Annotated in this window: 22 protein-coding genes; 12 read left to right on the top strand and 10 right to left on the bottom strand. The window is 61.4% G+C overall.

Annotated features, from left to right (window positions below):
* Window positions 1–424: 424 nt before the first annotated feature.
* Together ACESMZ_RS11990 and ACESMZ_RS11985 are read left to right on the top strand one after the other, a co-directional pair.
* Window positions 425–988 (top strand): cytochrome b, encoded by a 564-nt coding sequence (locus tag ACESMZ_RS11990; protein ID WP_372956720.1) that lies wholly within the window; start codon window positions 425–427, stop codon window positions 986–988.
* Window positions 989–1041: 53 nt separating this feature from the next.
* The gene (locus ACESMZ_RS11985; protein WP_372956721.1) at window positions 1042–1626 is read left to right on the top strand and encodes a YceI family protein; all 585 of its coding nucleotides are present in this window, start codon (window positions 1042–1044) and stop codon (window positions 1624–1626) included.
* A gap of 52 nt (window positions 1627–1678) precedes the next feature.
* Here the strand turns inward: ACESMZ_RS11985 and ACESMZ_RS11980 are convergent, their stop codons facing one another.
* Complete coding sequence (locus tag ACESMZ_RS11980) at window positions 1679–1915, bottom strand: hypothetical protein (protein ID WP_372956722.1); 237 nt, start codon at window positions 1913–1915, stop codon at window positions 1679–1681.
* A gap of 314 nt (window positions 1916–2229) precedes the next feature.
* On the opposite strand from ACESMZ_RS11980, the gene parC reads away from it, so the two are divergent.
* Window positions 2230–4527 carry a DNA topoisomerase IV subunit A gene (gene parC, locus ACESMZ_RS11975; RefSeq protein WP_372956723.1) on the top strand — a complete coding sequence of 766 codons (2298 nt, stop codon included), beginning with the start codon at window positions 2230–2232 and terminating at the stop codon, window positions 4525–4527.
* Window positions 4520–5743, top strand: coding sequence for a phosphoserine phosphatase SerB (gene serB, locus ACESMZ_RS11970; RefSeq protein ID WP_372956724.1), 1224 nt, complete (start codon window positions 4520–4522; stop codon window positions 5741–5743). The genes parC and serB overlap by 8 nt, the downstream gene beginning before the upstream one ends.
* Window positions 5744–5812: 69 nt before the next feature.
* On the opposite strand, the gene ACESMZ_RS11965 is transcribed toward serB, so the two are convergent.
* From ACESMZ_RS11965 to epmB, 3 genes are all read right to left on the bottom strand, one after another.
* A complete protein-coding gene (locus ACESMZ_RS11965) occupies window positions 5813–7897 on the bottom strand; it encodes an EAL domain-containing protein (protein WP_372956725.1) in 2085 nt (694 codons plus the stop codon).
* Between the two features lie 218 nt (window positions 7898–8115).
* On the bottom strand, window positions 8116–9945 hold the full coding sequence (locus tag ACESMZ_RS11960; RefSeq protein ID WP_372972679.1) for a GTPase: 1830 nt from the start codon (window positions 9943–9945) through the stop codon (window positions 8116–8118).
* Window positions 9946–10140: 195 nt separating this feature from the next.
* The gene (epmB, locus tag ACESMZ_RS11955) at window positions 10141–11199 is read right to left on the bottom strand and encodes an EF-P beta-lysylation protein EpmB (protein WP_372956727.1); all 1059 of its coding nucleotides are present in this window, start codon (window positions 11197–11199) and stop codon (window positions 10141–10143) included.
* Window positions 11200–11244: 45 nt separating this feature from the next.
* Between epmB and efp the strand changes: the two genes are divergently transcribed.
* Both efp and epmA read left to right on the top strand, forming a co-directional pair.
* Window positions 11245–11817, top strand: coding sequence for an elongation factor P (gene efp, locus ACESMZ_RS11950; RefSeq protein WP_372956728.1), 573 nt, complete (start codon window positions 11245–11247; stop codon window positions 11815–11817).
* A 19-nt stretch (window positions 11818–11836) separates the two neighbouring features.
* Window positions 11837–12832, top strand: coding sequence for an EF-P lysine aminoacylase EpmA (epmA, locus tag ACESMZ_RS11945; protein ID WP_372956729.1), 996 nt, complete (start codon window positions 11837–11839; stop codon window positions 12830–12832).
* Here epmA and asd read toward each other — a convergent pair.
* Window positions 12795–13688, bottom strand: a complete 894-nt coding sequence (asd, locus tag ACESMZ_RS11940; protein ID WP_372956730.1) for an archaetidylserine decarboxylase — start codon at window positions 13686–13688, stop codon at window positions 12795–12797. The two genes, epmA and asd, sit on opposite strands and share 38 nt — an antisense overlap.
* A 251-nt stretch (window positions 13689–13939) precedes the next feature.
* Between asd and motA the strand changes: the two genes are divergently transcribed.
* Both motA and motB read left to right on the top strand, forming a co-directional pair.
* Complete coding sequence (motA, locus tag ACESMZ_RS11935; RefSeq protein ID WP_372956731.1) at window positions 13940–14791, top strand: flagellar motor stator protein MotA; 852 nt, start codon at window positions 13940–13942, stop codon at window positions 14789–14791.
* Window positions 14792–14827: 36 nt separating this feature from the next.
* Window positions 14828–15787 (top strand): flagellar motor protein MotB, encoded by a 960-nt coding sequence (gene motB, locus ACESMZ_RS11930; protein WP_372956732.1) that lies wholly within the window; start codon window positions 14828–14830, stop codon window positions 15785–15787.
* Window positions 15788–15818: 31 nt separating this feature from the next.
* Here motB and rsgA read toward each other — a convergent pair whose 3' ends face one another.
* On the bottom strand, window positions 15819–16871 hold the full coding sequence (gene rsgA, locus ACESMZ_RS11925; protein ID WP_372956733.1) for a small ribosomal subunit biogenesis GTPase RsgA: 1053 nt from the start codon (window positions 16869–16871) through the stop codon (window positions 15819–15821).
* Between the two features lie 86 nt (window positions 16872–16957).
* Here rsgA and orn point away from each other — a divergent pair, with 86 nt between their 5' ends.
* The 4 genes from orn to ung all read left to right on the top strand — a co-directional run bounded on the left by orn (window position 16958) and on the right by ung (window position 21272).
* Window positions 16958–17512, top strand: coding sequence for an oligoribonuclease (orn, locus tag ACESMZ_RS11920; protein WP_372956734.1), 555 nt, complete (start codon window positions 16958–16960; stop codon window positions 17510–17512).
* Window positions 17513–17833: 321 nt separating this feature from the next.
* Window positions 17834–18929 (top strand): peptide chain release factor 2 gene (gene prfB / locus ACESMZ_RS11915; RefSeq protein WP_372956735.1). Its coding sequence is split into 2 segments (ribosomal slippage): window positions 17834–17905 and window positions 17907–18929, totalling 1095 coding nucleotides; the frame shifts between segments, so codons are not numbered across the junction.
* A 56-nt stretch (window positions 18930–18985) separates the two neighbouring features.
* Entirely contained in the window at window positions 18986–20524 is a 1539-nt protein-coding gene (lysS, locus tag ACESMZ_RS11910; RefSeq protein WP_372972678.1) for a lysine--tRNA ligase, read from the top strand.
* 4 nt (window positions 20525–20528) lie between these two features.
* Window positions 20529–21272, top strand: coding sequence for a uracil-DNA glycosylase (ung, locus tag ACESMZ_RS11905; protein ID WP_372972677.1), 744 nt, complete (start codon window positions 20529–20531; stop codon window positions 21270–21272).
* 38 nt (window positions 21273–21310) lie between these two features.
* On the opposite strand, the gene ACESMZ_RS11900 is transcribed toward ung, so the two are convergent.
* From ACESMZ_RS11900 to ACESMZ_RS11885, 4 genes are all read right to left on the bottom strand, one after another.
* Entirely contained in the window at window positions 21311–22144 is an 834-nt protein-coding gene (locus tag ACESMZ_RS11900; protein WP_372972676.1) for an HDOD domain-containing protein, read from the bottom strand.
* Window positions 22145–22225: 81 nt separating this feature from the next.
* On the bottom strand, window positions 22226–23215 hold the full coding sequence (locus ACESMZ_RS11895) for a YgfZ/GcvT domain-containing protein (protein WP_372972675.1): 990 nt from the start codon (window positions 23213–23215) through the stop codon (window positions 22226–22228).
* Window positions 23196–23723: a hypothetical protein gene (locus tag ACESMZ_RS11890; RefSeq protein ID WP_372972674.1), complete on the bottom strand. Its 528-nt coding sequence runs from the start codon at window positions 23721–23723 to the stop codon at window positions 23196–23198. Before ACESMZ_RS11890 ends, ACESMZ_RS11895 begins: the two co-directional genes overlap by 20 nt.
* Complete coding sequence (locus ACESMZ_RS11885; protein ID WP_372972673.1) at window positions 23707–23967, bottom strand: succinate dehydrogenase assembly factor 2; 261 nt, start codon at window positions 23965–23967, stop codon at window positions 23707–23709. Before ACESMZ_RS11885 ends, ACESMZ_RS11890 begins: the two co-directional genes overlap by 17 nt.
* Between the last annotated feature and the right edge of the window lie 32 nt (window positions 23968–23999).

Raw genomic sequence — 23999 nt, 5'->3', positions numbered from 1 at the left:
TTCGGCTTCAGAGCCAATCATGAACCGCCGTGGTACGGAACCGTATGCCCGGTGGTGTGAGAGGACGGGGGAGGCAACTCCCCCTCCTACTCGATTCAGTTGTTGCTCGGCACAACGACAGATTCGTCGAATTCGAGTTCCATGGTCTTCTCCCTGTGCATTCGGGCGTTCCGCCCTGTGAAAGTGATAAATCCATTATATGGTTTCCATAGAGGTTCTGAATCCGTAAAACCCAATACGACCAAGGGGGTAAAGACGGTAGTCTGGAAAGTTATTCAGAAAAACTGAACAGTCCGGGCAGAAATTTGCGGTTGGCTTCCCGCTGCCAGCTTCCTATGCTTGTGATTATCAGGTCTGGTGTAGGGGCACGGTCACGTTTTGTGCTGGTGCCTGGCCCGGAAGCAGGTAAGGATACTCAAGAATCATGCAGTTGCTGAACTCATCCAGGCGCTTCGGCGCCGTCCACGCCACCCTCCACTGGCTGGTAGCCCTCGCCGTGTTCGGTCTCTTTGGTCTAGGTTATTACATGGTGGACCTGACCTACTACGACGAATTCTATCGGCTGGGGCCCCATATTCACCGAAGTATCGGCATTCTTCTGTTTGTGGTGGTTATTCTGCGCCTCATCTGGCGCCTGTTGGATACCACGCCCGCCGCCCTGGGCAGCCATTCTCCGGCGGAGGTCCTGTCGGCACGGCTGGCGCACGGGGTGCTGTATCTGCTGCTGTTTACCGCCATGGTCAGCGGCTATCTGATTTCCACTGCTGATGGTTCGTCGATCCGGGTGTTCAGCTGGTTTGAGGTGCCCTCTGTGACCGGGCGCATCAGGGGTATGGAAGACATCGCCGGCGACATTCATTACTGGGTCACCTGGGGTCTGGTCGTGCTGGCCTCGCTCCATGGCCTGGCGGCCATCAAGCATCATATCGTCGACCGGGACGATACCCTCAGGCGCATGCTGCCTGTGGCCCTGAAGGGCAGGGACTGACCGGTTTCCAAAGCCAACGGATCTCATCAGAGAACATCAAAGGAGAACATTCCATGAAAAAGACCCTTCTTGCCTCGGCAATGACGCTGGCCGTAGCCGGTACTGCCGTCGCCAACGAGCACAGCGGTACCTATGCTTTCGATACAGAAGGTGCACACCAGTTTATTACGTTCGAGGTGTCACACCTGGGCTTCAGCACCCTCTATGGTCGTTTCAATGACTTCGACGGGGAGTTCGTGTTTGATGCGGAGAACCCGGAAAACAGCAAGGTCAACGTAACCATCGACACCTCCAGCGTGGACTCCAATCACGGCGAACGGGACAAGCACCTGCGCAGTGAGGACTTCCTGTTCGTGGACGAGCATCCCGAAGCTACCTTTCGCAGCACCCGGGTCGAGGTGGGTGACGACGGCGAGGAAGCGGACGTAACCGGTGAGCTGACCCTTCGCGGCGTCACCCGGGAAGTCACCCTGGAGGTGGAACTCCAGGGCCATGGTGAAGACCCCTGGGGCGGCTATCGTATGGGCTTCGATGCGGAAACAGAAATCCGGCTGAAGGATTTCGGCATTCCCATGGACCTGGGCCCCGCTTCGGAAACGGTCAAGCTGGAAATCTCGGTTGAGGGTATTCGCCAGTAAGTACTGGTGATGCCGGCCGGGCAGGACCCCGGCAGACTGAAGAACGGGACCCTTACTTGGTAGGGGCCCCGTTTTCGTTCTGGTTGCAGCGGCAGAGTCTGAGTTGCCGGAAGAACTGGGCGACAAAGATCACCAGGGCAACCAGAAGGCCGGCGATCAGAAAGGGTCTTGTCAGTACCAGGCTGCCACTGAGCGAAAACTCCACCAGGAGCATCAATGCCAGGGCCAGTGCGCCGTTGATCATCGCGGTGAAAACCGCCTGACGGCATGCCTTGAGAGTCAGTTTCATAGTGTTCGCTCTGAGTAATGGGCCGGAGCAGGCAGCTGTTCCGGTGTTCAGATGTCGAATCCTTAATCCACAATCCTCGACGAGAATACGGTGACCCGTTGGCCGGAAACATGCGGGAATTCCGCTATTGGAAAAAAGCGCCGGGGATTTCCGACGCAAAATTGGTCTAATGCACCCCGCCTCCATATAATGAGCCTCGCTATACGGCACACCGCTGTGTAACGAGCAGTACAGTGACCTGCCAGCGCGGTACCCGGCGCAAAACTTGTGCAGGCCGGTCACAGGAGAATCCATTTCCGGAGCAAGGGGCATTCATGCCAGAGTTTCAGACCACCGACGAAGGTTTTGAGCGGGTTTCGTTAAGGGACTATACGGAAAAGGCCTACCTGGATTATTCCATGTACGTCATCCTCGACCGGGCCCTGCCCAATGTGGGTGACGGACTCAAACCCGTGCAGCGGCGCATTATCTACGCCATGTCGGAGCTGGGGCTCAAGTCCACCAGCAAGTACAAGAAGTCCGCCCGTACGGTTGGTGATGTGCTCGGTAAATTCCACCCCCACGGTGACAGTGCCTGTTACGAGGCCATGGTGCTGATGGCACAGCCATTCTCCTACCGTTACCCGCTGGTGGATGGTCAGGGCAACTGGGGCTCGCCGGATGACCCCAAGTCCTTCGCCGCCATGCGGTACACGGAATCCCGCCTGTCGAAATTCTCGGAAGTGCTGCTCAGCGAGCTGGGCCAGGGCACGGTGGACTGGGTGCCCAACTTTGACGGCACAATGGACGAGCCCTCCACCTTGCCGGCCCGTCTGCCCCATGTGTTGCTCAACGGCACCACCGGCATTGCGGTAGGCATGGCCACCGATATTCCGCCTCACAATGTGCGGGAAGTGACAGCGGCCTGTGTTCGCCTGCTGGACAAGCCTGACGCGGATGTGGACGAACTGTGCGAGCACATCAAGGGACCGGACTTTCCCACCGGCGCCGAAATTATCACCCCCCGCAGGGACCTCCGCCAGATGTACCACACCGGCCGGGGCAGTCTGCGGATGCGGGCCCGCTGGATCCGGGAGAACGGCGAGGTGGTCATTACCGACCTGCCACACCAGGTGTCCGGCAACCGGGTGCTGGAGCAGATTGCCCAGCAGATGCAGACCCGCAAGCTGCCCATGGTGGCAGACCTGAGGGACGAATCCGACCACGAAAACCCCACCCGCCTGGTGATCGTGCCGCGCTCGTCCCGGGTCGACGTGGAAGGCCTGATGGCCCACCTGTTTGCCAGTACGGATCTGGAGAAGACCTACCGGGTCAACCTGAACGTTATCGGCAACGACGGCCGGCCGGCAGTGAAGAACCTGCACACCATGCTCACCGAGTGGCTGGCCTACCGCAAGACCACGGTGACCCGCCGCCTGCAGTATCGCCTGGACAAGGTACTGGCCCGGCTGCACATCCTCGAAGGCCTGCTGATTGCCTACCTGAACATCGACGAGGTCATCAATATCATCCGCTATGAGGACGAACCCAAGGCGGAACTGATCAAGCGCTTCGGGCTGTCCGCGGAGCAGGCTGAAGCCATCCTCGAGCTGAAATTGCGGCACCTGGCCAAGCTGGAGGAAATGAAGATCCGCGGTGAACAGGATGAGCTTGCCTCCGAAAGGGACGAGCTTCAGGCCATCCTCGGCTCCGAGGACCGCATGCGGGAGCTGATCAAGGACGAATTGCTGGCGGATGCGGAAACCTACGGCGACGACCGGCGCTCCCCCATTGTCGAGCGGGAAGAGGCCCGGGCCTTCTCCGAGGCGGACCTGGTCTCCAATGACCCGGTAACGGTTGTGCTGTCAGAGAAAGGCTGGGTGCGAGCCGCCAAGGGGCACGACATCGATCCCGCCGGCCTCAGTTACAAGTCCGGCGACAGGTTCGCACTGGCGGCGAAGGGACGAAACAACCAGAACGCCGTATTCCTGGACTCCACCGGCCGGGCCTATTCCCTGATGGCCCACAGTCTGCCCTCAGCCCGGGGGCAGGGGGAGCCACTCACCGGTCGCATCAATCCGCCGTCCGGGGCGAGCTTTGCGGGCCTGCTGGTGGCCAATGCCAATGAAAAGTTCCTGCTGGCCACCGATGCGGGTTACGGGTTCGTGGCCAGTGCCGCCGACCTGATCAGCAAGAACCGCAATGGCAAGTCGGTGGTGTCTATCCCGAAGGGGGCGAAGCTGATGGAGCCGGTGGCGGTTCCGCGCCGGGAACAGCCCCTTTACCTGGCGGCCATTTCCAATGAGGGCCGGATGCTGGTGTTCCCGCTGGAACAGCTGCCGGAACTGGCCCGGGGCAAGGGTAACAAGATCATCAGCATCCCCTCGGCCCGGGTCCAGAACCGGGAGGAGTTCGTGGTTGCCCTGACCGTGTTCGGGGAAGATGACCAGCTGGAGATCCGCGCCGGCAAACGCAAGCTCGGCCTTCGCTTCAGCGACCTGGAGCATTACCTGGGTGAGCGCGGCCGCCGTGGTCACAAGTTGCCCCGGGGGCTGCAGCGGGTGGATGGTATTGACGTCATTGCCGCCGCCGGCAGCGACGAGGTGGCGACCGGAGAAGAAGACAGTGAGTGAACTGGTCCTGATCAATGTGTCCGGCCGCGACAAGCCGGGCCTGACTTCTGAAATCACCGGCATCATGGGCCGGTATGATGTGCGCATTCTCGACATCGGCCAGGCGGTGATCCATGACTACCTGACCTGGGGCATCCTGGCTGAAATCCCCGATGAGACCCAGGCATCCCCGGTGATCCGGGAGCTGTTGTTCCGGCTCCATGCGCTGGATCTGCAGGTACGCTTCGCCCCCATCACCGAGGCGGAGTACCAGCAGTGGGCGGAAGGCCGAAACAGGGCGTGCTACATGATTACCTTGTTGTCCCGTGACATCAAGGCGGAGCAGATTGCCCGGGTGTCCGAGATTACCGCCCGTCACGGCCTGAACATCGACAATATCACCCGTCTGTCGGCCAGGCCGTCGCTGGCGCCGAGTGATAACCGGATTGCCTGTGTGGAATTTTCCGTACGGGGTACCCCGGAGGACCTGGAGGCCCTGCGCTCGGACTTTCTGAAAATTGCCGGTGACATGAATGTGGACATCGCTTTCCAGGAAGACTCCATTTTCCGCCGTAACCGTCGCCTGGTGGTATTTGACATGGACTCCACGCTGATAGACGCGGAGGTCATCGACGAGCTGGCCCTGGAGGCCGGCGTGGGTGATCAGGTCTCGGAAATCACCGAGCGGGCCATGCGTGGCGAGCTGGATTTCAGTGCGAGCTTTGCGGAGCGCCTGGCCCTGCTCAAGGGGCTGGACGAGTCGGTGCTGGAGCGCATTGCGGCCCGGCTGACCATGACCGAGGGGGCCGAGTACCTGATCCGTACCCTGCGTTCTCTGGGCTATCGCACGGCCATCCTGTCAGGTGGCTTCAGTTACTTCGCCCGCCACCTGCAGGAACGGCTGGGTATCGACTACGTCTACGCCAATGAGCTGGAAATTGTCGATGGCAAGGTCACCGGCCGGGTGGCTGGCCCCATCGTGGACGGCGCCCGCAAGGCACAGCTGCTGCTGGAAATCGCCGAGCGGGAGAAGATTTCCCGGGAGCAGGTGATTGCTGTCGGGGACGGGGCCAATGATCTGCCCATGCTGAGCCAGGCAGGACTGGGTGTGGCCTTCCGGGCCAAGCCGGTGGTGAAAGAGTCTGCCCGCCACGCCATTTCCACGCTGGGGCTGGATGCCATTCTGTACCTGCTGGGTTACCGTGAGTCCGAAACCCGGCTGGCATCGCCCCGCTGAGTAACGGGCGCCTGCCCCGATGACCGTGCAGGCGCCGGGGCAGATCAGTAAACGCTCGCAGGGCGGCGGTTACTGGTCGCCAAAGTCGTAGTTCATCTCCGGCACTGGCGCCTGCAGGTAGTACCCCTGGATGTAGTTCACCCCGGCCTGCCAGAGTGTTGCCAGCACGGAAGCACTTTCCACCAGGGGAATGATGGTGAGCTTGCCGCTGCTCTGCAGCGACTGGATCATCTCTTTTATCTTCTCCCGCGCCTCGTCGCTCTTCTGAATCTCCTCGGTGAAGGAACCGTCGATCTTCACGTAGTCCACATCCACATGCTTGAGGGTGTTGAAGGGGTTCAGGGCGCAGCCGAACTGGGACAGGGCTATCTTGCAGTGCAGTTCACGCAGGGACTTGCTGAAATCCCTCGCCTGCTTGAGGTAACTGTTGGCGTCGCCTTCCCGCATCTGGAAGATCAGTGAGTCGCCGGGCAGGCGGGCGGCCTTGAGGGCCACACTCAGCCATTGGCTGAAGGTCTGGTCCTGCAGGGTTTCTGCGGTCACGTTCAGGAACAGGCGGGTGTCATGGCCATGGCTGCGATGCTGTGACAGCTGTTTGATGGTCTGCAGCACCACCCAGCGGTCAATCCGGGTGGCCATGTCTGAGGGTCCCGCTGGTGGCAGGAAGTCATAGGGAGAGACTTCCTTGCCGTCCTTGTCCAGCATCCGCACCAGCGCCTCGTAGTGTTCCTCGCCTTCTCCCCGCAGATTGATGATGGGCTGGAACAGCAGGCGGAAACGGTTTTCTTCCAGCGCCTTGGTAATAGCGTCAAGGGAGTTGGAGTCATCGAGCTTTTCATAGCTGGCCGGGTTGTACACCACCACGCCATTGCCGTTTTCATGGCCCGGTTCCTTGCGTACGGCGCCATGGGCAATGTGGGCCCTGCCAAGAAGGTCAGCGGCCTTGGGGGCGTTCTCGGTGATGGCGGCCACGCCGATGGAAACGGTTACCTGGGCGGACCGGCCCTGAATGTCGAACAGGTGGTCATCCACGGCCTTTCGGATCGTTTCGCAGCGCTCGGCCATGACCTGTTCTTCACAGGGCTGGCACAGCAGGCAGAAGGCGTCATCGCTGATCCGCGCCAGCACCATATCGTCGCCGGCGTGTTTTTCCAGCAGGGCGGCAAAATCCCGCAGTAGCAGGTCGGTGCCGGCAATGCCCAGGTCGTTCTTGAAACTGACAAACCGGTCAATGCCAATATAGGCCAGGGCGCCGGTCTGATTCTTCTCGCCGGCGGTGGCCACGGCACGGTTCAGTTGTTCCATCAGGTACTGGCGGTTGTAGAGCCCGGTCAGCAGGTCCTGGTTACTGATCTCACGGATCTTTTCCTGCAGCTCCGCATCATTGTGCTCAGGCTGGATCACCACCTGGACGCAGGCTTCACCATCGAAGGTAGCGGCCGACAGGGTCATGGTGATGCTGATGTCCTGGTCGTCACTGCGACGGGCCAAGGCATTGAGATTCATGCCGTCTTCCCGGGTTTCCGCGAAGGCTTTCATGAACTTGCGCAGGTCGTCCTGACTTTCCGGGGCCAGGGTATCCAGCAGCGGAATGCACATGAGTTCATCCAGGTCGTCGTAGCCAAGGAAGTCCATATAGGCATGGTTGGCATAGACGTGCATGCCGTCGTTGACGTAGGCAATGGCATCCTTGGAGCTTTCCAGCAGCAGCTGGCAGCGTGCCTCGGCTTCCCGCAGGTGGGACTCAAGCACCCGGCGACGGCGGCGCTCATCCAGGTTGGTCAGCTCACGGCGGATCACCAGCATCAGTCGTTCGGTCTCGCTCACGGGACAGGCGTCCTGGGCGCCGGCTCTCATGATTGCCAGTGTGCGTTCCCGGTCTTCGGATTCGGTCAGCAGGACAAAGGGAATGTCCTTGTCGAGCCGGCGGATAGTGGCGAGGGCATCGTCCGGAATGAAATCCGACTGGGTGTCCCTGGCCAGGAACAGGTCCCATTGGCCGGTACGGACCGCCTCGTCCAGGTCTTCCTCGGAAGTGACACGATGGGCGCGGGTGGCCCGGCCGGAATTGCGCAGCAGGCTGACCAGTGACTCCGCATCGTTCTGGGACGGGTCCATGATCAGCAGGTGGACGGTGGTCTTTTGCTTCTGCATTCGCTGGCGGTCTCGCTGTCTGTCTGATGCCCTGAAGTACGGGCAGCTGATGCTTCCTTACACGGGGCCGTCCGTGCCAGTGCTCTGATCCTTGTCGACGGGCCCCGGAGGCGGGTGTCGGACAATAACCCCGAATGATGCAGGGGATAACCGGCAATAACAAGCCTCAGCTGGTCATAGCGGGAGCTGGCACGCAGTTTTGCCGGTCAGGGGGAGGGTCAGAGATCCGGCCAGAGGGAGTCGAAGTCGCTGTCGCTGGTGCCGAAGGAGCTTTTCCGGTTGGTGGCTTCGGTGCCCGGCTCGTCCGGGCGGTTGTACAGGCGCAGCTCGAACTGGCTGATGCTGCCGGTGGCAGCGATCTTGCGGCCCAGCAGGCCCTGGTCCTGGACACCCTGGTGCAGCAGGGTGATGCGGCTGCCGCTCTGGAAGGGCAGCTTCGGGGTCACCAGGCTTTCCGGGAGATGAGCGCCGGGAATTTCCGGAAGCAGCAAACCCCGCAGAAATTCACTACTGTTGCCGGTTTTCTGGATCAGCTGCACGCCACAGGGCGTTGCGCCGGGGGCGATTACCTCAATGCCGATGCGGGTGCCTTCGCCCCGATTCTGTCGCAGCCAGCGGACCAGGGCGATGCTCCAGGGGTGGTTGCGGTGCTCCCGCACCCCCAGAATTTCCCCGGCCTGCAGGGTTGGGGGTATGTTCGCGCTCCAGATCACGCAATAGCCACCAGGGCTGGTGTTGACCACCCGGGTCAGGTATGACCGGGGCTGGTTCCGGGTCTGGGCAGTGTCGCTTTCTACGCCGGGCTTCGGGTAGTTGATCGGTGCGTCGGCCAGCGGGCGAATCCGTTCGTCGGAAATGCCGGCGTCAAAGGCCTCGGACCAGGCATCCTTCCGTGCCGGTTTCATGAACCGGTTATCCCGGTCGGACGGGCCACCACTGGCGTTGCCGACCACAAACTCGGCAAAGGGTTTCTGGCCGGCCACGAAATAGTGCACGGCGGTCAGGCCGGCGCAGATCTCCAGTTGGCCGTCTGTTTCCAGCCGGTTGAAGTTGCGCTGGGCAAGCAGGGCCAGGGCCTGTCCCAGATGGGTCAGCAGTGCTTCGCTGACGCGCGGTATCAGTGGCAGTCCGGGGGCCTGGGTATCTGCCTTGCCAGCCGTCTGCCTGCCGGGCGCTGGCTGGGGCGACTGGCGCAGGTGCTGCTGGATCTGCTCTGCCATGGGACCGGTATCGAATCCCCACCACTGCTCGCTGTCAGCCGTCGGCGCCAGTGAGCGATAGCATGGGGGTTTGTCGCTGTCTGTATCCACGACGAATACCGCTGTTGCAGCCAGTTCCGGTGCGCAGCGGACCCTGGGGGCCCAGAGTTCAAACAGTTCGCTGACCTGTTCCAGTTCATTCTGACGTAGCTGGTTGGCCCGGGCGCAGCCCAGCAACAGGCTTCGGGAATAGGCATCCGCCACCGTGGATCCGGTTCGGTGAGCACGCTGGTCGTCCTGCACTTCAATGTCGTGCAGATTGTTATGCCGGGCAAAACGGAATAACTGGTGGCTTTCATGCCAGCTACCAGAGGGGCTTGTGGTGTAAAGCTGCTGGGCCCGCAGGATGGTGGCACCCAGCTCCGTCAGTGCCCGATGGCAGGCCTGGGCCAGCGGTTTGCGCTGCCGGTCGGCATTACCGGCGTCGAGCATCTCGACGATGGTCAGCTTGTAGCCGGATGCCAGGTGCAGCTGCAAGGCCTGGGACAGGTTGGCGATCTTGCGCTGCTTCTCGGGAAGGGCAATGGCCATGCCCAGATAGTGCCGTGACAGCTCGGCACAGACAAAGTGAATCCGTGGCCGCATCAGCTCCAGAAACTGGAGCCGCTGGGCGGGAGGGCAGAACAGCTGGTTGACTTCGATGATGGCGTGGTAGAGCTGCCGGGACAGTTCCCCGAGGTTCGCCATGGGCAGATGGTCCACCCAGTAGCGGAAGGCCCTGGGAGTCGCCTCGCAAAACGACAGGTGGGCAATCCTGGGCTCGGGTACGGTCAGTTCGGGTTTCTGCATCGTCTTACCAGTGGAACCTGTCGCTCATGCTGCGAATCCTCTCTGCACGCCAGCAGAGTAACAAGGGAGAGTGCCCGAAAGAAATCTCACGGAATTACAAATCGTTATCGGAAGCTCCGGGTAACCATAAAATAGCAAAAACACAGGGGAAAGCCAGAAAACTGTAACATGACAATGTTTGACAGTTGCCTGGCATTACCCACCGGCAGGGCTTTCCATGCCAACATCCAGCAGGGTCTTTCCGGGGCGCTCGGGCACTTCCCGCACCAGCCGTGGTACCAGGTAGCCGGGCAGTCTGGCCTGCAGTTCGCGTACCAGGGCCCTGGCCTCATCGTCTTGGACGTCGAAGTGGTGGGCACCGGCGACCGGATCAAAGGCATGGAGGTAATAGGGCAGCACGCCGGCCCCGAACAGGCATTCACTCAGCTCCGCCAGGGTGTCCGCATGGTCGTTGACCCCCCTCAGTACCACGCTCTGGTTGAGCAGGGTCACGCCCACGCGGGCGAGTTTTGCCAGGGCCTGGCGGACATCGTCGTCAATCTCCCGGGGGTGGTTCACATGTACGACCAGCACCAGTTTCAGGGGACACTCGCTGATCCATTCAAGCAGGGCATCATCGACCCGCTGGGGGATAACTACCGGCAGGCGGCTGTGGATGCGCAACCGGGTCAGTGAAGGCACCGTTGCGAGGGCCCTTGCCCAGCCCGACAGCAGGCGGTCATTGACGGCCAGCGGATCACCCCCGCTGAGTATGACCTCGTTGATCTCCGGGCTGGCCCGGAGCGTGGTGATCACCTGGTCCCGCTGTTCGGGTGAAAGCCGGTGGTCCGGGTAGGGAAAGTGTCGCCGGAAACAGTAACGACAGTTGATGGCACACTGGCCGGTCACCATCAGCAACGCCCGGCTGCGGTATTTGCGGATCAGGCCCGGCGTCGGGCTGGCGTCATTTTCCTGCAGGGGGTCGCGCACATAGCCGTTCTGCTCATCGCCTTCGGCAGCCAGCGGGAGCACCTGGCGCAGCAGCGGGTCGTCCGGATCGCCGGGCCGTATGCGGGCCAGCCAGGGTTCGGGCACCCGCACCGGGAACGCATGGTGGCCGGCTTCCGCCCCCCGCTCGAGTTGTGAGTGGTCCAGCCCCAGGCGGCGCAGCAGCACCCCGGGGCTGGTGACAGACCGTGCCAGCAGGCTTTGCCAGGTAGGCAGGGGGTTATCCGGGTCGTGGGCTTCTATACGGGCGGCGGTTCGCTGTATCATAGCGGACTTTCACATTCCAACAGCGTCATTTCAGGTGAGTGTTTCATGGCTTCTTATTCTACCAACGAATTCCGCGGCGGTCTTAAGGTTTTGCTGGATGGCGACCCCTGCGTCATTCTCGAGAACGAGTTCGTCAAGCCTGGCAAGGGCCAGGCGTTCAACCGCGTCAAGCTCCGCAACCTGATGACCAACCGGGTCTGGGAGCGTACCTTCAAGTCCGGCGAGAGCCTGGAAGCAGCTGACGTCATGGATCAGGACATGGAGTACCTGTACACAGACGGTGAGTTCTGGCACTTCATGAAAACCGACGGTTCCTTTGAGCAGTACCCGGCCGATGCCAAGGCGGTGGGTGATACTGTGAAGTGGCTCAAGGAACAGGATGTGTACACGGTCACCCTGTATAACGGGGCGCCACTGTCGGTAACGCCGCCGAACTTCGTCGAACTGGAAGTGGTGGAAACCGACCCGGGCATGAAAGGTGACACCGCCCAGGGTGGCTCCAAGCCGGCCACCCTCTCCACTGGAGCGGTGGTTCAGGTGCCGCTGTTTATCTCCATCGGAGAGGTGCTGAAAGTCGATACCCGTACCGGCGAGTACGTCAACCGGGTAAAGAGCTGATCAGGGGTTGATGATGGGCATGGACCAGTCGCTGTCAGAAACAGCGTCGTCCTGGCAGCCCACTGCCACCCGGCAGACTCTCGAAAACCGCGCACGCCAGCTGGGCTGGGTGCGCGGTTTTTTTGCGCAAAGGGGTGTGCTGGAAGTGGAAACCCCGGTGCTGGGACAGTGCGGCGTTACCGATGTGAATATCGGCAGCATTGCCGCCACCCCGCATCCGGTGGCTGGCTGGCCGCATCCGACCGGCTGGCTGCAGACATCACCGGAATACCACATGAAACGCCTGCTGGCTGCGGGCAGCGGCAGTATCTACCAGGTCAGCCGTGTGTTCCGGGACGGCGAGCGGGGGCGCCGTCATAATCCTGAATTCTCACTGCTGGAGTGGTATCGCCCCGGCTGGGATGACGGCCAGCTGATGGGTGAAGTGTCCGACCTGGTGAGTGGCTGGCTGGGTACTCCGGAACCTGAACGGATTCCCTACCGGTCATTGCTGCAGGAGTACGCCGGACTGGACCCGATGACCGCCGGCATCGCAGAGCTGCGTGAAGCCTGTTATCCGCTGGCCGGTGATGCGGACATGGTTGATCAGCTGGACCGGGACAGCTGCCTCGATCTGATCATGAGCTTCAGGGTTGAACCGGCCCTTGGCTTTGATCGCCCGGTCTTCGTGACCCGCTACCCCGCCAGCCAGGCGGCACTGGCCCGTATCAGCGAAGAGGGGGGGCACCCGGTCGCCCATCGTTTCGAGCTGTACGTGCGGGGTATCGAGTTGTGCAACGGCTATTGGGAGCTGACGGATGCCGGCGAGCAGCGCCGCCGGTTCGAGGCGGATAACGCCCGCCGTCGTGAGCTGGGCAGGCCGGCAATGCCAGTGGACGAGCGGCTGCTGGCGGCACTGGAATCCGGCCTGCCGGAGTGTGCCGGCGTCGCCCTGGGGCTGGACCGGCTGTTGATGCTCAGGTGCGGGGTGGACGATATCAGTGAGGTGCTGGCGTTTCCGGCTGAGCGGTCGTAACGGAGCCGAGCGCCTGGCCCAGGCGCACCCGTTCCCGGGACTGCAGGGTGTCCTGCCAGTGGGCGGCCCCTTTCGGGAACACCAGGATGACGGTGGAGCCAAGTCGGAAGCGACCCATTTCGTCACCACGGTCGTACCGGACGCCAGGTGACTGATGGCGATAGTCGGAAGTGGTCACTTCCCGTTTGCCGCCGGACGGCGCGATAACCCCGCCCCAGCGGGTTTCCACGCTGCCGACAATCATCGCACCGACCAGTACCATGGCCATGGGGCCGGCGTCTGTGTCGAAGATGGTTACAACCCGCTCGTTGCGGGCGAACAGCCCCGGCACGGCTTCCGCCGTCACCGGGTTGACCGAAAACAGTCTGCCCGGCACGTAGGCCATCTCCTGCAGTTTGCCCGCCACCGGCATATGGATGCGGTGGTAGTCGTTGGGGGCCAGGTAGATGGTGGCGAATTCGCCGCCTTCAAACGGCTTTGCCCGGTCAGTGTCGCCGCCGAGCAGTTCGGTGAGGCTGAAAGACTGGCCCTTGGCCTGGAAGATGCGGTCGCTGCTGACTTGACCGAGCTGGCTGATGGTGCCATCCACGGGACTGATCAAGGTTTCGTTGCCGCCGGCAAGGGGGCGCATGCCGGGTTTCAGCTCACGGGTGAAAAAGGCGTTGAAGGTGGGGTAGCTGGCCGGGTTTTCGTCCGCTGCTTCGCTCATGTTTACGCCATAGCGGCCGATAAACCAGCGTATCACCGCGGTCAGTATGGATCTGGGCGGCCGGGTGTCGGCCAGTTTCCCGGCCAGCCGGGAAATCAGAAGCTGCGGCAGAATGTATTGTACCAGGACAAAAAGCCGGTCAAGCATAGGTCAGGGGCCTTCGCAAAAACGAGGCGTGAGTTTACCAAAATCCGGCTTATTGGTAGAAATCATTTATTGGTTTTCCGGTTACAAAATGTCATTGCTATCGTGACTGGCTAACGAATAACCTGCCAGTCCTGGTGTCCCGTTTGGTTAATTCGCCGCAGGTCAACGCATTAACCGGGCTGCGCACGAGTGGTACTGCTCACCGGCAGTGTTCGACAGGTTACTAATAACAGGCAGATGGTCAGGAATCCATGGGTCTAATAATCGGTAGTATCATCGTTGTGGTCTGTGTACTGGCAGGCTACGTGCTTCACGGCGGCAACCTGATGGTGTTGTGGCAACCAACGGAGGTACTGATAATCGGCGGTGCGGCCGTCGGCTCCTTTATCATTGCCAACCCGTTCCACACCATCAAGGAGGTCTTTGCCGGGGTCATGCGGCTGATTACCGGGTCCCCGTACAACAAGGCGTTCTACATGGACCTGCTGAGCCTGTTGTATGACATCTTCGACAAGTCCCGCAAACAGGGTGTGATGGCTATCGAGGAAGATATCGATAACCCGGAACAGAGCCAGATCTTCACCCGCTACCCGGCGGTGATGAAGTCAAAGCACCTCACCGCGTTTGTCACCGACTACCTGCGTATCATCAGCTCCGGCAACATGGCCCCCCACGAACTGGAAGGCCTGATGGACCAGGAGCTGGATACCCGGCAGCACGAGCTGGAAGAGCCGTCCCACGCCGTCAACAAGATCGCTGACGCCTTGCCGGGTCTGGGTATCGTGGCCGCGGTACTGGGTATCGTCATCACTATGAACTTCATGACCGAGGGCCCTGAGAAAATCGGCCTGAGTGTCGCCGCCGCCCTGGTGGGTACCTTCCTGGGTATCTGGCTGGGTTACGGGTTTGTGGGGCCGACATCCATCGCCCTGGAACATCACGCCAAGTATGAGCTGCGGGCCTATGAATGTGCCAAGGCCTCCATCATTGCCACGGTGTCCGGCCAGGCCCCCCAGATGGCCATCGAGTTCGGCCGCAAGGCCCTGCCCAGTGACAAGCGGCCCAGCTTCCAGGAACTCAACGACCATGTCCGTTCCAAGTAACGCCCGGCAGAAAACCGGCCTTGCGCAGGTGTTGTAGTGGCTGACGAACCGATTATTGTAAAGCGCGTCAAGAAAAGGGCTGCCGGCCACCATGGTGGCTCCTGGAAAGTCGCGTTTGCTGACTTTGCCACCGCCATGATGGCATTCTTTCTGGTGCTGTGGCTCACCACCAACGCCACGCCCGAGCAGAAACTGGCCGTTGAGGGTTACTTCAAGGACCCGGTGGGCTACACCGAGGGCGGCAGCCAGAATCCGGTGGACCTGGGTGGCAGTGCCTCGGTAATGGAAGCCAGTGATGCGGACCAGGCCGACAGCACCATCTCCGTGGATGAGCAGCGTATCGAAAGCCTGGCGGATCAGCTGGAGCAGCGTCAGATGGAAGAGCTGTTCCAGGACCTCAGGGAGCAGATCGAGAACAGTGACACCCTGAGCGAGTTCAGGGACCAGCTGCTGATCGACATCACCGACGAGGGGTTGCGCATCCAGATCGTGGACCGCTCCCAGCGGCCCATGTTCGACAGCGGCAGCGCCCAGCTCAAGACCTATTCCCAGGACATTCTCTATGAACTGGCCAAGCCCCTGAGTTCCGTCAGCAACAAGCTCTCCATCACCGGCCATACTGACGCCACGCCGTTCAGTGGCCGCCCCGGCTATACCAACTGGGAGCTGTCCGCTGACCGCGCCAATACGGCACGCAGGGCCCTGGTGACCGGCGGCGTCCGGCCGGCCCAGATTGGCCGGGTAGTGGGTCTCAGTGACTCGGTATTGTTCGACAAGGAAAACCCCACCGCACCGGTGAACCGCCGGATCTCCATCATTGTCCTCAACAAGAAAGCCGCCGGTGAGATTGAAGGCCGGGCAGGGCGGTCCGGTGAACCGCTGATTGACCTGACCCGGCCGTCAGAGGCGGAGCAGGAGGCGGCCCGGGAGCAGCTGGAAAGCGGTGACTGGGCCGAAGGTGAAGAACCCGTTCGCCCGGATGAACTGAACTGGTAAGAGCGCACTCCCGTGCGAGCAGCGCGCTGGATCAACTGAGCTTCAGGCCCCTTGCCTGTTGCTCCTCCATGGCCTGCAGGATGCGCCGGAAACTGTGCAGCCGTTCCGGCGTGATGCTTCCGTCTGCCACCGCAGCGTCCAGGGCGCAGCCCGGCTCCCCCTGGTGGCGGCAATCCCGGAACCGGCAGTGACCAATCACCTCCCGGATTTCCCGGAACCCGAACTCGATTTCCGCAGTGGTCATGTGCCACAGACCGAACTCCCGGATACCGGGTGAGTCAATCAGGTCGCCGCCGCAATCCAGGTGGAACAGCCGGGCGGTCGTGGTGGTATGGGTGCCTTTGCCGGTGCTCTCCGACAAGGCTCCCACCTTCAGCTCCCGGTCCGGTACCAGGGTCTGGATAATGGATGACTTGCCCACACCGGACTGTCCCACAAACACGCTGGTGCGGTCCTTCACCAGGGCGGTTATCGCGCCGCCATGGGCATCCGGATGGTGGGCGGAGGCCTCTACAACCTCATAGCCCAGGGCCCGGTAGCGGTCCAGCATGGCCCCGATACGCCCCCGGTTCTCATCCGTCAGCAGGTCAGCCTTGTTCAGCAGCAGTACGGCAGGAATGTCAGTGTTCTCCGCCGCCACCAGGTACCGATCAATCAGGTTGTCATGGGGTTCCGGCTCTGGCGCAATCACCAGCACAATATGGTCGATATTTGCCGCCACCGGCTTCAGCTGCCCGAAGTTATCCGGCCGTTGCAGCAGCGAATGACGCTCCTGCCGGGCCACAATCACCCCGGTATTGTCGGCACCCTCGCACCAGGTCACCCGGTCGCCGGTCACCAGGCTGTCAATATTGGCCCGTACAAAACAGCGGAACAACCTGCCCCGGTGGTCACCCTCCAGCGCCTCCACATCCAGCTGCTGGCCGTAATGGGCAATCACCAGCCCGGACTGTTCAGGCCCCAGCTCCCCGGCTTCCCGCTGGGCATCAATGGCCTGCTCCCGCTTGCCGGCACGGCGGGTGCGCTCGGCCTGGATCTTCTGGATACGGTGTTGCTGCTGCTTGCTGAGGCGGCGTTTCGCCATGGGAATCCTGATTGTTCTGGAAGTTGGGATGCTTCATCATATCAGACCTTGCCTCACACTCTGTAAAACACTGGAGACACGCCGCCATGGCCGAAGAAAGCAACGACCGCCTGGTCTGGATAGACCTGGAAATGACCGGCCTGGACCCGGACAAGGAACGGATCATCGAAATCGCCACCATCGTCACCGACTCTAACCTGAAGGTCATCGCCGAAGGCCCGGTACTGGCCATTCACCAGAGTGACGAGGTGCTCGACGCCATGGACGAATGGTGCACCCGCACCCACGGTAACAGCGGCCTGACCCAGCGGGTAAAAGAAAGCCCCATCACCGAATCCGCCGCCGAGGAACAAACCCTCAACTTCCTCGCCCAGCACCTGGAACCGGGTACCTCCCCGTTGTGCGGCAACAGCATCGGCCAGGACCGACGTTTCCTGGTCAAATACATGCCCCGCCTGGAAGCCTTCTTCCACTACCGCAACCTGGACGTCAGCACCGTCAAGGAGCTGGCCCGCCGCTGGCGCCCGGACGTACTGGACAGCGTCCGCAAGAAAGGCTCCCACCTGGCCCTGGATGACATCCGGGACTCGATTGCGGAACTGCAACATTACCGGGAGACGTTTTTTCGGTTGGAGAAGTAGGGCTGCAATCTATAGCTGCTTATGAAATTTGACCTGTCACGGCCAAGCCAGGGTGTAGGGTCATGGGGTAGTCCAATTACCGGAGCGGCAAGCACGGCGTCTCAGCGAGTGGACGGGTAAGGCTTTCCGGGATCGTGAGGAGCCATGGATGGCGGAGCCCGAGCGTACAGGGATGTATTCACAGCGTATCCCGGAAAGCCTTACCCGGCCGCTTGCCTTTGCCCAAAGTTCGAACGCCTGCAATGGCTGAACTAAAAAAGGAATTCCGGTAGAATTCCGCCTCTGTTTTCAGCCATCGACCAACATGAGCAAAAGGGTCCCATGGAAATCAATCCCATAGTTACGAAGATCAAGGAACTTCGTGAGCGCACTGAAGCGCTCAGGGGGTATCTTTGACTACGATCAGCGCAGTGAACGCCTGACCGAAGTCGAACGCGAACTCGAACAACCCACCGTCTGGGACGACCCCGACCGGGCCCAGGCCCTGGGCAAGGAACGCGCCGACCTCGAACTGATCGTACGCACCATCGACAACCTCACCACCGGCCTCGACGACGCCGACAGCCTGCTGGAAATGGCCGCTGAAGAAGAGGACGAAGATACCGTCGCAGACATCGAGAATGACCTCGAGAGTCTCGACAAGGAACTCGAAAAACTCGAATTCCGCCGCATGTTCTCCGGCGAAATGGACGCCAACAACGCCTACCTGGACATCCAGGCCGGCTCCGGTGGTACCGAAGCCCAGGACTGGGCCAACATGCTCCTGCGCATGTACCTGCGCTGGGCCGAGCGCCGTGGCTTCAAGGCCGAGATCGTTGAACTCCAGGAAGGAGAAGTGGCCGGCATCAAGAGTGCCACCATCCACGTCCAGGGCGACTATGCCTACGGCTGGCTGCGCACCGAAACCGGCGTCCACCGCCTGGTGCGGAAATCCCCGTTTGATTCCGGCAACCGTCGCCACACCTCCTTCTCGTCGGTGTTCGTATCACCGGAAGTGGACGACAGCTTCGAAATTGAAATCAACCCCGCCGACCTGCGGGTGGACGTATACCGGGCCTCTGGCGCCGGCGGTCAGCACGTCAACCGGACCGAGTCCGCTGTGCGACTGACCCACAACCCCACCGGTATCGTCGTGGCCTGCCAGGCTGGCCGCAGCCAGCACCAGAACAAGGACCAGGCCATGAAACAGCTCAAGGCCAAGCTGTTCGAGCGGGAAATGCAGCTGCGTAACGCCGAGAAGCAGAAGCAGGAAGATGCCAAGTCCGACATCGGCTGGGGCAGCCAGATTCGCTCCTATGTGCTCGATGACAGCCGCATCAAGGACCTGCGTACCAAGGTGGAAACCAGCAACACCCAGAACGTACTGGACGGTGACATCGACAAGTTCATCGAAGCCAGTCTCAAGATGGCGCTGTAACGGCGCCATCCGCCATCGCTCTAACCCGGAAACTCCGACCTATTCTGTGAGCCAAGATGACTGACCACAACCCGAACGCCACACACACCGAGGACAACAAGCTGATTGCCGAGCGCCGCGCCAAGCTGGCCGAGCTGCGCGAACAGGGCAATCCCTTCCCCAACGATTTTCGCCGCGACGCCACGGCTGCCGAGCTGCAGGAGAAATACGGCGACAAATCCAAGGAAGAGCTGGAGTCCCTGGGCATCAGGGTGGCCATTGCCGGCCGCATGATGCTCGATCGCAAGGCGTTCAAGGTGGTCCAGGACATGACCGGCCGCATCCAGGTCTATGCCTCCAAGGACGTTCAGAAAGACACCAAACACTGGGATCTGGGCGATATTATCGGCGTGCGTGGCACCCTGTCCAAGTCTGGCAAGGGCGATCTCTATGTCACCATGGATGAGTACGTGCTGCTCACCAAGTCCCTGCGGCCGCTGCCCGAGAAGCACAAGGGCCTGACCGACACCGAGGCCCGCTACCGTCACCGGTACGTGGACCTGATGATGAACGAGGAAAGCCGCCGGGTGTTCCACGCCCGCTCGAAGATCATCAACGTCATGCGCCAATACTTCGCCGAGCGGGATTACATGGAAGTGGAAACCCCCATGCTGCAGGTGATCCCTGGTGGTGCCACTGCCAAGCCTTTTGTCACCCACCACAACGCCCTTGGTATCGACATGTACCTGCGGATTGCGCCGGAGCTGTTCCTCAAGCGCCTGGTGGTGGGCGGTTTTGAACGGGTCTTCGAGATTAACCGCAACTTCCGAAACGAAGGGCTCTCCACCCGGCATAACCCCGAGTTCACCATGGTGGAGTTCTACCAGGCCTACGCGGACTATAACGACCTGATGGACCTCACCGAGGACATGCTGCGTACCATTGCGCAAAAGGTGCTGGGAACCACCACGGTCACCAACACCCGTACCCTGGGGGACGGCACGGAAGAGACCTTCGCCTACGATTTCGGCAAGCCCTTCGAGCGCCTGACCGTGGTGGATGCGATTCTGCGCCATAACCCGGATATCACCCGGGAGCAGCTGGCTGACGACATGCAGGCCCGCCAGGTGGCCCAGGATCTGGGTATCCAGGTCAAGGCCGGCTGGGGGCTGGGCAAGGTGCAGATCGAGTTATTCGAGGCCACCGCCGAGCACCGGCTGATGCAGCCCACGTTCATCACCGAGTATCCAAAGGAAGTCTCGCCCCTGGCCCGTTGCAAGGACAGTGACCCGTTCGTCACCGAGCGTTTTGAATTCTTCGTGGGTGGTCGGGAGATTGCCAACGGCTTCTCCGAGCTTAACGATGCCGAGGACCAGGCGGAGCGGTTCCACGCCCAGGTGGCCGAGAAGGACGCCGGCGACGACGAGGCCATGTTCTACGATGAGGATTACGTGATGGCGCTGGAATACGGCCTGCCGCCCACGGCCGGTGAGGGCATCGGTATTGACCGGCTGGCCATGCTGCTGACCGATTCCCCGTCCATCCGTGACGTCATCCTGTTCCCGGCCATGCGCCCGGAGCACCGGCACGAACACAAGCACGACGAGGCCGAGTAACGCCATGCATCCCGCCGAGATCCTGGCCCGGGAGCTCAAGCCCGGGCGCGGCTGGGACCAGTGGCTGGCGGACGAATTCCGTCAGCCCTACATGCAGCAACTGGCGGAATTCCTGGCGGCGGAGGAAGCTGCCGGCAAGGTGCTGTTCCCGGAACGCCGCCATTGCTTCAACGCCCTGAACAGCACCCCGCTGGACCAGGTGAAAGTCGTCATCATCGGCCAGGATCCCTACCACGGCCCGGGCCAGGCCCACGGCCTCTGCTTCTCGGTGCGCCCGGGTGTTGCCGTGCCGCCATCACTGGTCAATATCTTCAAGGAAATCCGCGACGACCTGGGTATCGAGCCCCCGGACCATGGCTGCCTGCAGCCCTGGGCGGAGCAGGGCGTTCTGCTGATCAATGCGGTGCTCACGGTTCAGCAGGGCAACGCTGGCGCCCATCAGGGCAAAGGCTGGGAGCATTTTACCGACAAGGTTATCGAGACCATCAATGAGCACCGGGAAGGGGTGGTTTTCCTGCTATGGGGCAGTTATGCCCGCAAGAAAGGCCGCATCATCGACCGCAGCCGCCACCTGGTGCTGGAAGGCCCGCACCCGTCACCGCTGAGCGCCTACCGGGGATTCTTCGGTTGCAAGCACTTCTCCAAAGCCAACCAGTGGTTGGAGGAGAACGGCCAGACGCCCATCGACTGGTCGCTACCCAGCAAGACTGAACTGCTGGAAAGGTACACAAAGAGATCAGCGGGGTAGAAGGCCCCACCACAGCCAGGCACCCAAAGCTGAAGTAGCTACTTCAACAAAGCCATAGCGGCTTCCATCTGAGCGTTCAGGTCTTCCTCTTCGTTCAGGTTGGCGTTGGGGTCCAGCCCCAGCCGGTCAAAGGCACTGATCGTGCTCCAGTCCATCTCGTTAACCGGATTGTCAGTGCCCGCCAGCAGTTGCAGGTTGGCGACCATGACCAGGTCGGCGTAGTCCGCCGACGCCACTTGGCGTCTGTAGTTCTGGTATTCCAGCGGCACCAACTGCAGGTCTTCCGGGAAGTCCCAGCGCTTGAGGATGCTCGCGCCAATGCGCGGGTGCAGCTCATCGATGACATTGTCCAGCATGATACTGCTGATCTGTACGTCCTGGTCCTCCACATAGCGCAGAATGGGCAGTACGCCGATCATGTGTACCAGCCCGGCCAGGGTGGCCTGGTCCGGCTTCAGGCGGGTGTACTGCTGGGCCAGCACGTGGCAGATTCCGGCCACCTCGGTACTGGTCTGCCAGTTCGCCCGCAGGCGTTTGTCGATCATGTCGGAGGTGGCCTGGAACATCTGCTCCATGGCCAGGCCCATGGCCAGGTTACTGGTATAGGCCATCCCCAGCCGGCTCACTGCCATGTTCAGATTCTCGATGGCGCGGCTGCCGCGGAACAGCGGGCTGTTGCAGACGCGTATCAGTCTTGCCGACAGGGCGGTATCGTTGCTGATGACTTTCACCAGGTCCATGATGGACGAATCTTCCGCCTCGGCGATGTCACGAACCTGGAGGGCAACCTCCGGCAGGGTAGGCAGGATCAGCTTGTCGCTCTCGATAGCCGACAGGATATCGTCACGAATGGTGTCAACAATGGTGGACATAATGCGTTCAGGTCCCTGATCGTTCGGTTAACGTGCCAGATGGCACCGTTATAGCAGATCCGGAGGTGATTTCCTGTCACCTTATGTATCTGACGGCGCTACCTCACGTTCCGGGACCGTGTAGGGCAGTGACAGGATCTGCAGGGGCTGGTCCGCGTCCGGCAGGTGCAGGTCCTTTTCGGCGTCAGCGTGACGCAACACGGCCAGTAACTGGACGGAACCATCGTCGAAGGTAACGGCCCGTACCACCTCGCCGGCGGATTTGTCACCGGCCATCACCGGAGATCCCGGTGCCGGTTGGTTCCCTGATTTCGCACCAAGGCGATAGAGGCTCTTCTTGAGTTGCCCCAGGAAATGCATCCTGGCGATGACTTCCTGACCGGTATAGCACCCCTTTTTGAAGTGAATGCCTTCCAGGTGCTGGAGGTTCAGCATCTGAGGCACCCAGCTTTCCCGGGTTTCCGGGGTCAGTTCGGGTACCCCAGCGGCGATCTCGCTGGCCTCCCACTCGGTCACCGAGGCCCGGTGTAGCCTGTCAATCTTGTCCCGAAGCTTCTTATCCAGTCCTTCCGTCAGCCAGAACTCGAACCGGGGAATGCCCTCGGCGGTACCATTGGTTCGGACAAGGTAACCATCTTCCGTTACCAGGGTGTCGTTAACCCCCTGGGGCAGGGGCAGGTCATCGCCGGCGAGGATCCCCGCAGCGGCTTCACCGACAAGACCGACAATCCGGCCGTTGTTGAGCCGTTCCATGGTCGTGCCTCGGAACAGCATCAGGTACTTGTTCAAGTGGGCAGCCACGTCATCCGCGAGGCTGGCGGGCATGGTCAGCAGGATATCCTCGCCATCGCGGACCAGCCGCGTCAGCAGGTAGGCGCGCCCTTTGGGGGTGCTGGCCGCTGCCCGGGGCGAATGGTCCGCCACCACGTCGGCCAGGTTCTGGCTCAGCTGGCCCTGCAGGAAGTCGTCCGTGCCGGGTCCACTGACCCGGAACAGTATGCGGTCATCCAGCAGTGCAGCAGCCGGGAGCTCCGGGTGACGACGGGCGATATTACTGGTATCGGTGGTCATGGGTCTTGTCTCCGGGCCAGATGCGTTGCGAAAAATTCTTGTACCACGGGGTGTTATCAATGGGGGCAGGGGGCTCCGGCATCAACCTCAGCCACACCCGCAGCCGCCGCAGGGGCGCCCCGGGTGCATTACCCAGGGGCATGGGCAGCAGGATCAGCGGATAGCGCCGGCCGCTACTCTGTCCCCTCAGGTCCAGCACCAGGTAACGTCCGGAAATGCGGCTGCCTGCGGACGGCACCGCCTCTTCTTCGTGGCCGTTGGCCAATCGTACATACAGCCGTTGCCCCCGGGTAGTCATCCTCACTACCGCGCCCGGGGAGGTCAGCGACCCGTTGTGACGCCAGCGACTCAGTCCCGTTCCCAGCAGCAGGACCGGTGTGGGTGCCAGTAGCCAGTGCCCGGTGACGGTAAGGCCCAGGGCGACCATGGCCAGAAAGGCCCAGGGGCCGGCGGCAAGCACGCCCGCCAGCGTGGACCGGCCGAGGGTCAGATCAATCCGGTTGTACACGATCCAGGATCAGCCGGACAATGCGGCGCAGGTCCGTATCATCCGGCTCACTGCGCTGCATGAACCATTCGAACATGTCCGCGTCTTCGCATTCGATCAGCTTGTGGTAACGCTGCTGATCCTCTTCCGGCAGCGACGGATAGGCTTCCTCCAGGAAGGGAATCAGCAGCACATCCAGTTCCAGCATGCCGCGACGGCTGTGCCACCAGAGGCGATTGAACTCGGCTTGGGATTTTTCGGACATCGATTCAGGGCTCACTTGAGAATGGGGTGCCT

This window comes from Marinobacter sp., assembly GCF_041690615.1.
Taxonomy (GTDB): Bacteria; Pseudomonadota; Gammaproteobacteria; order Pseudomonadales; family Oleiphilaceae; genus Marinobacter.
This window is presented reverse-complemented; position numbering and strand designations above follow the sequence as displayed.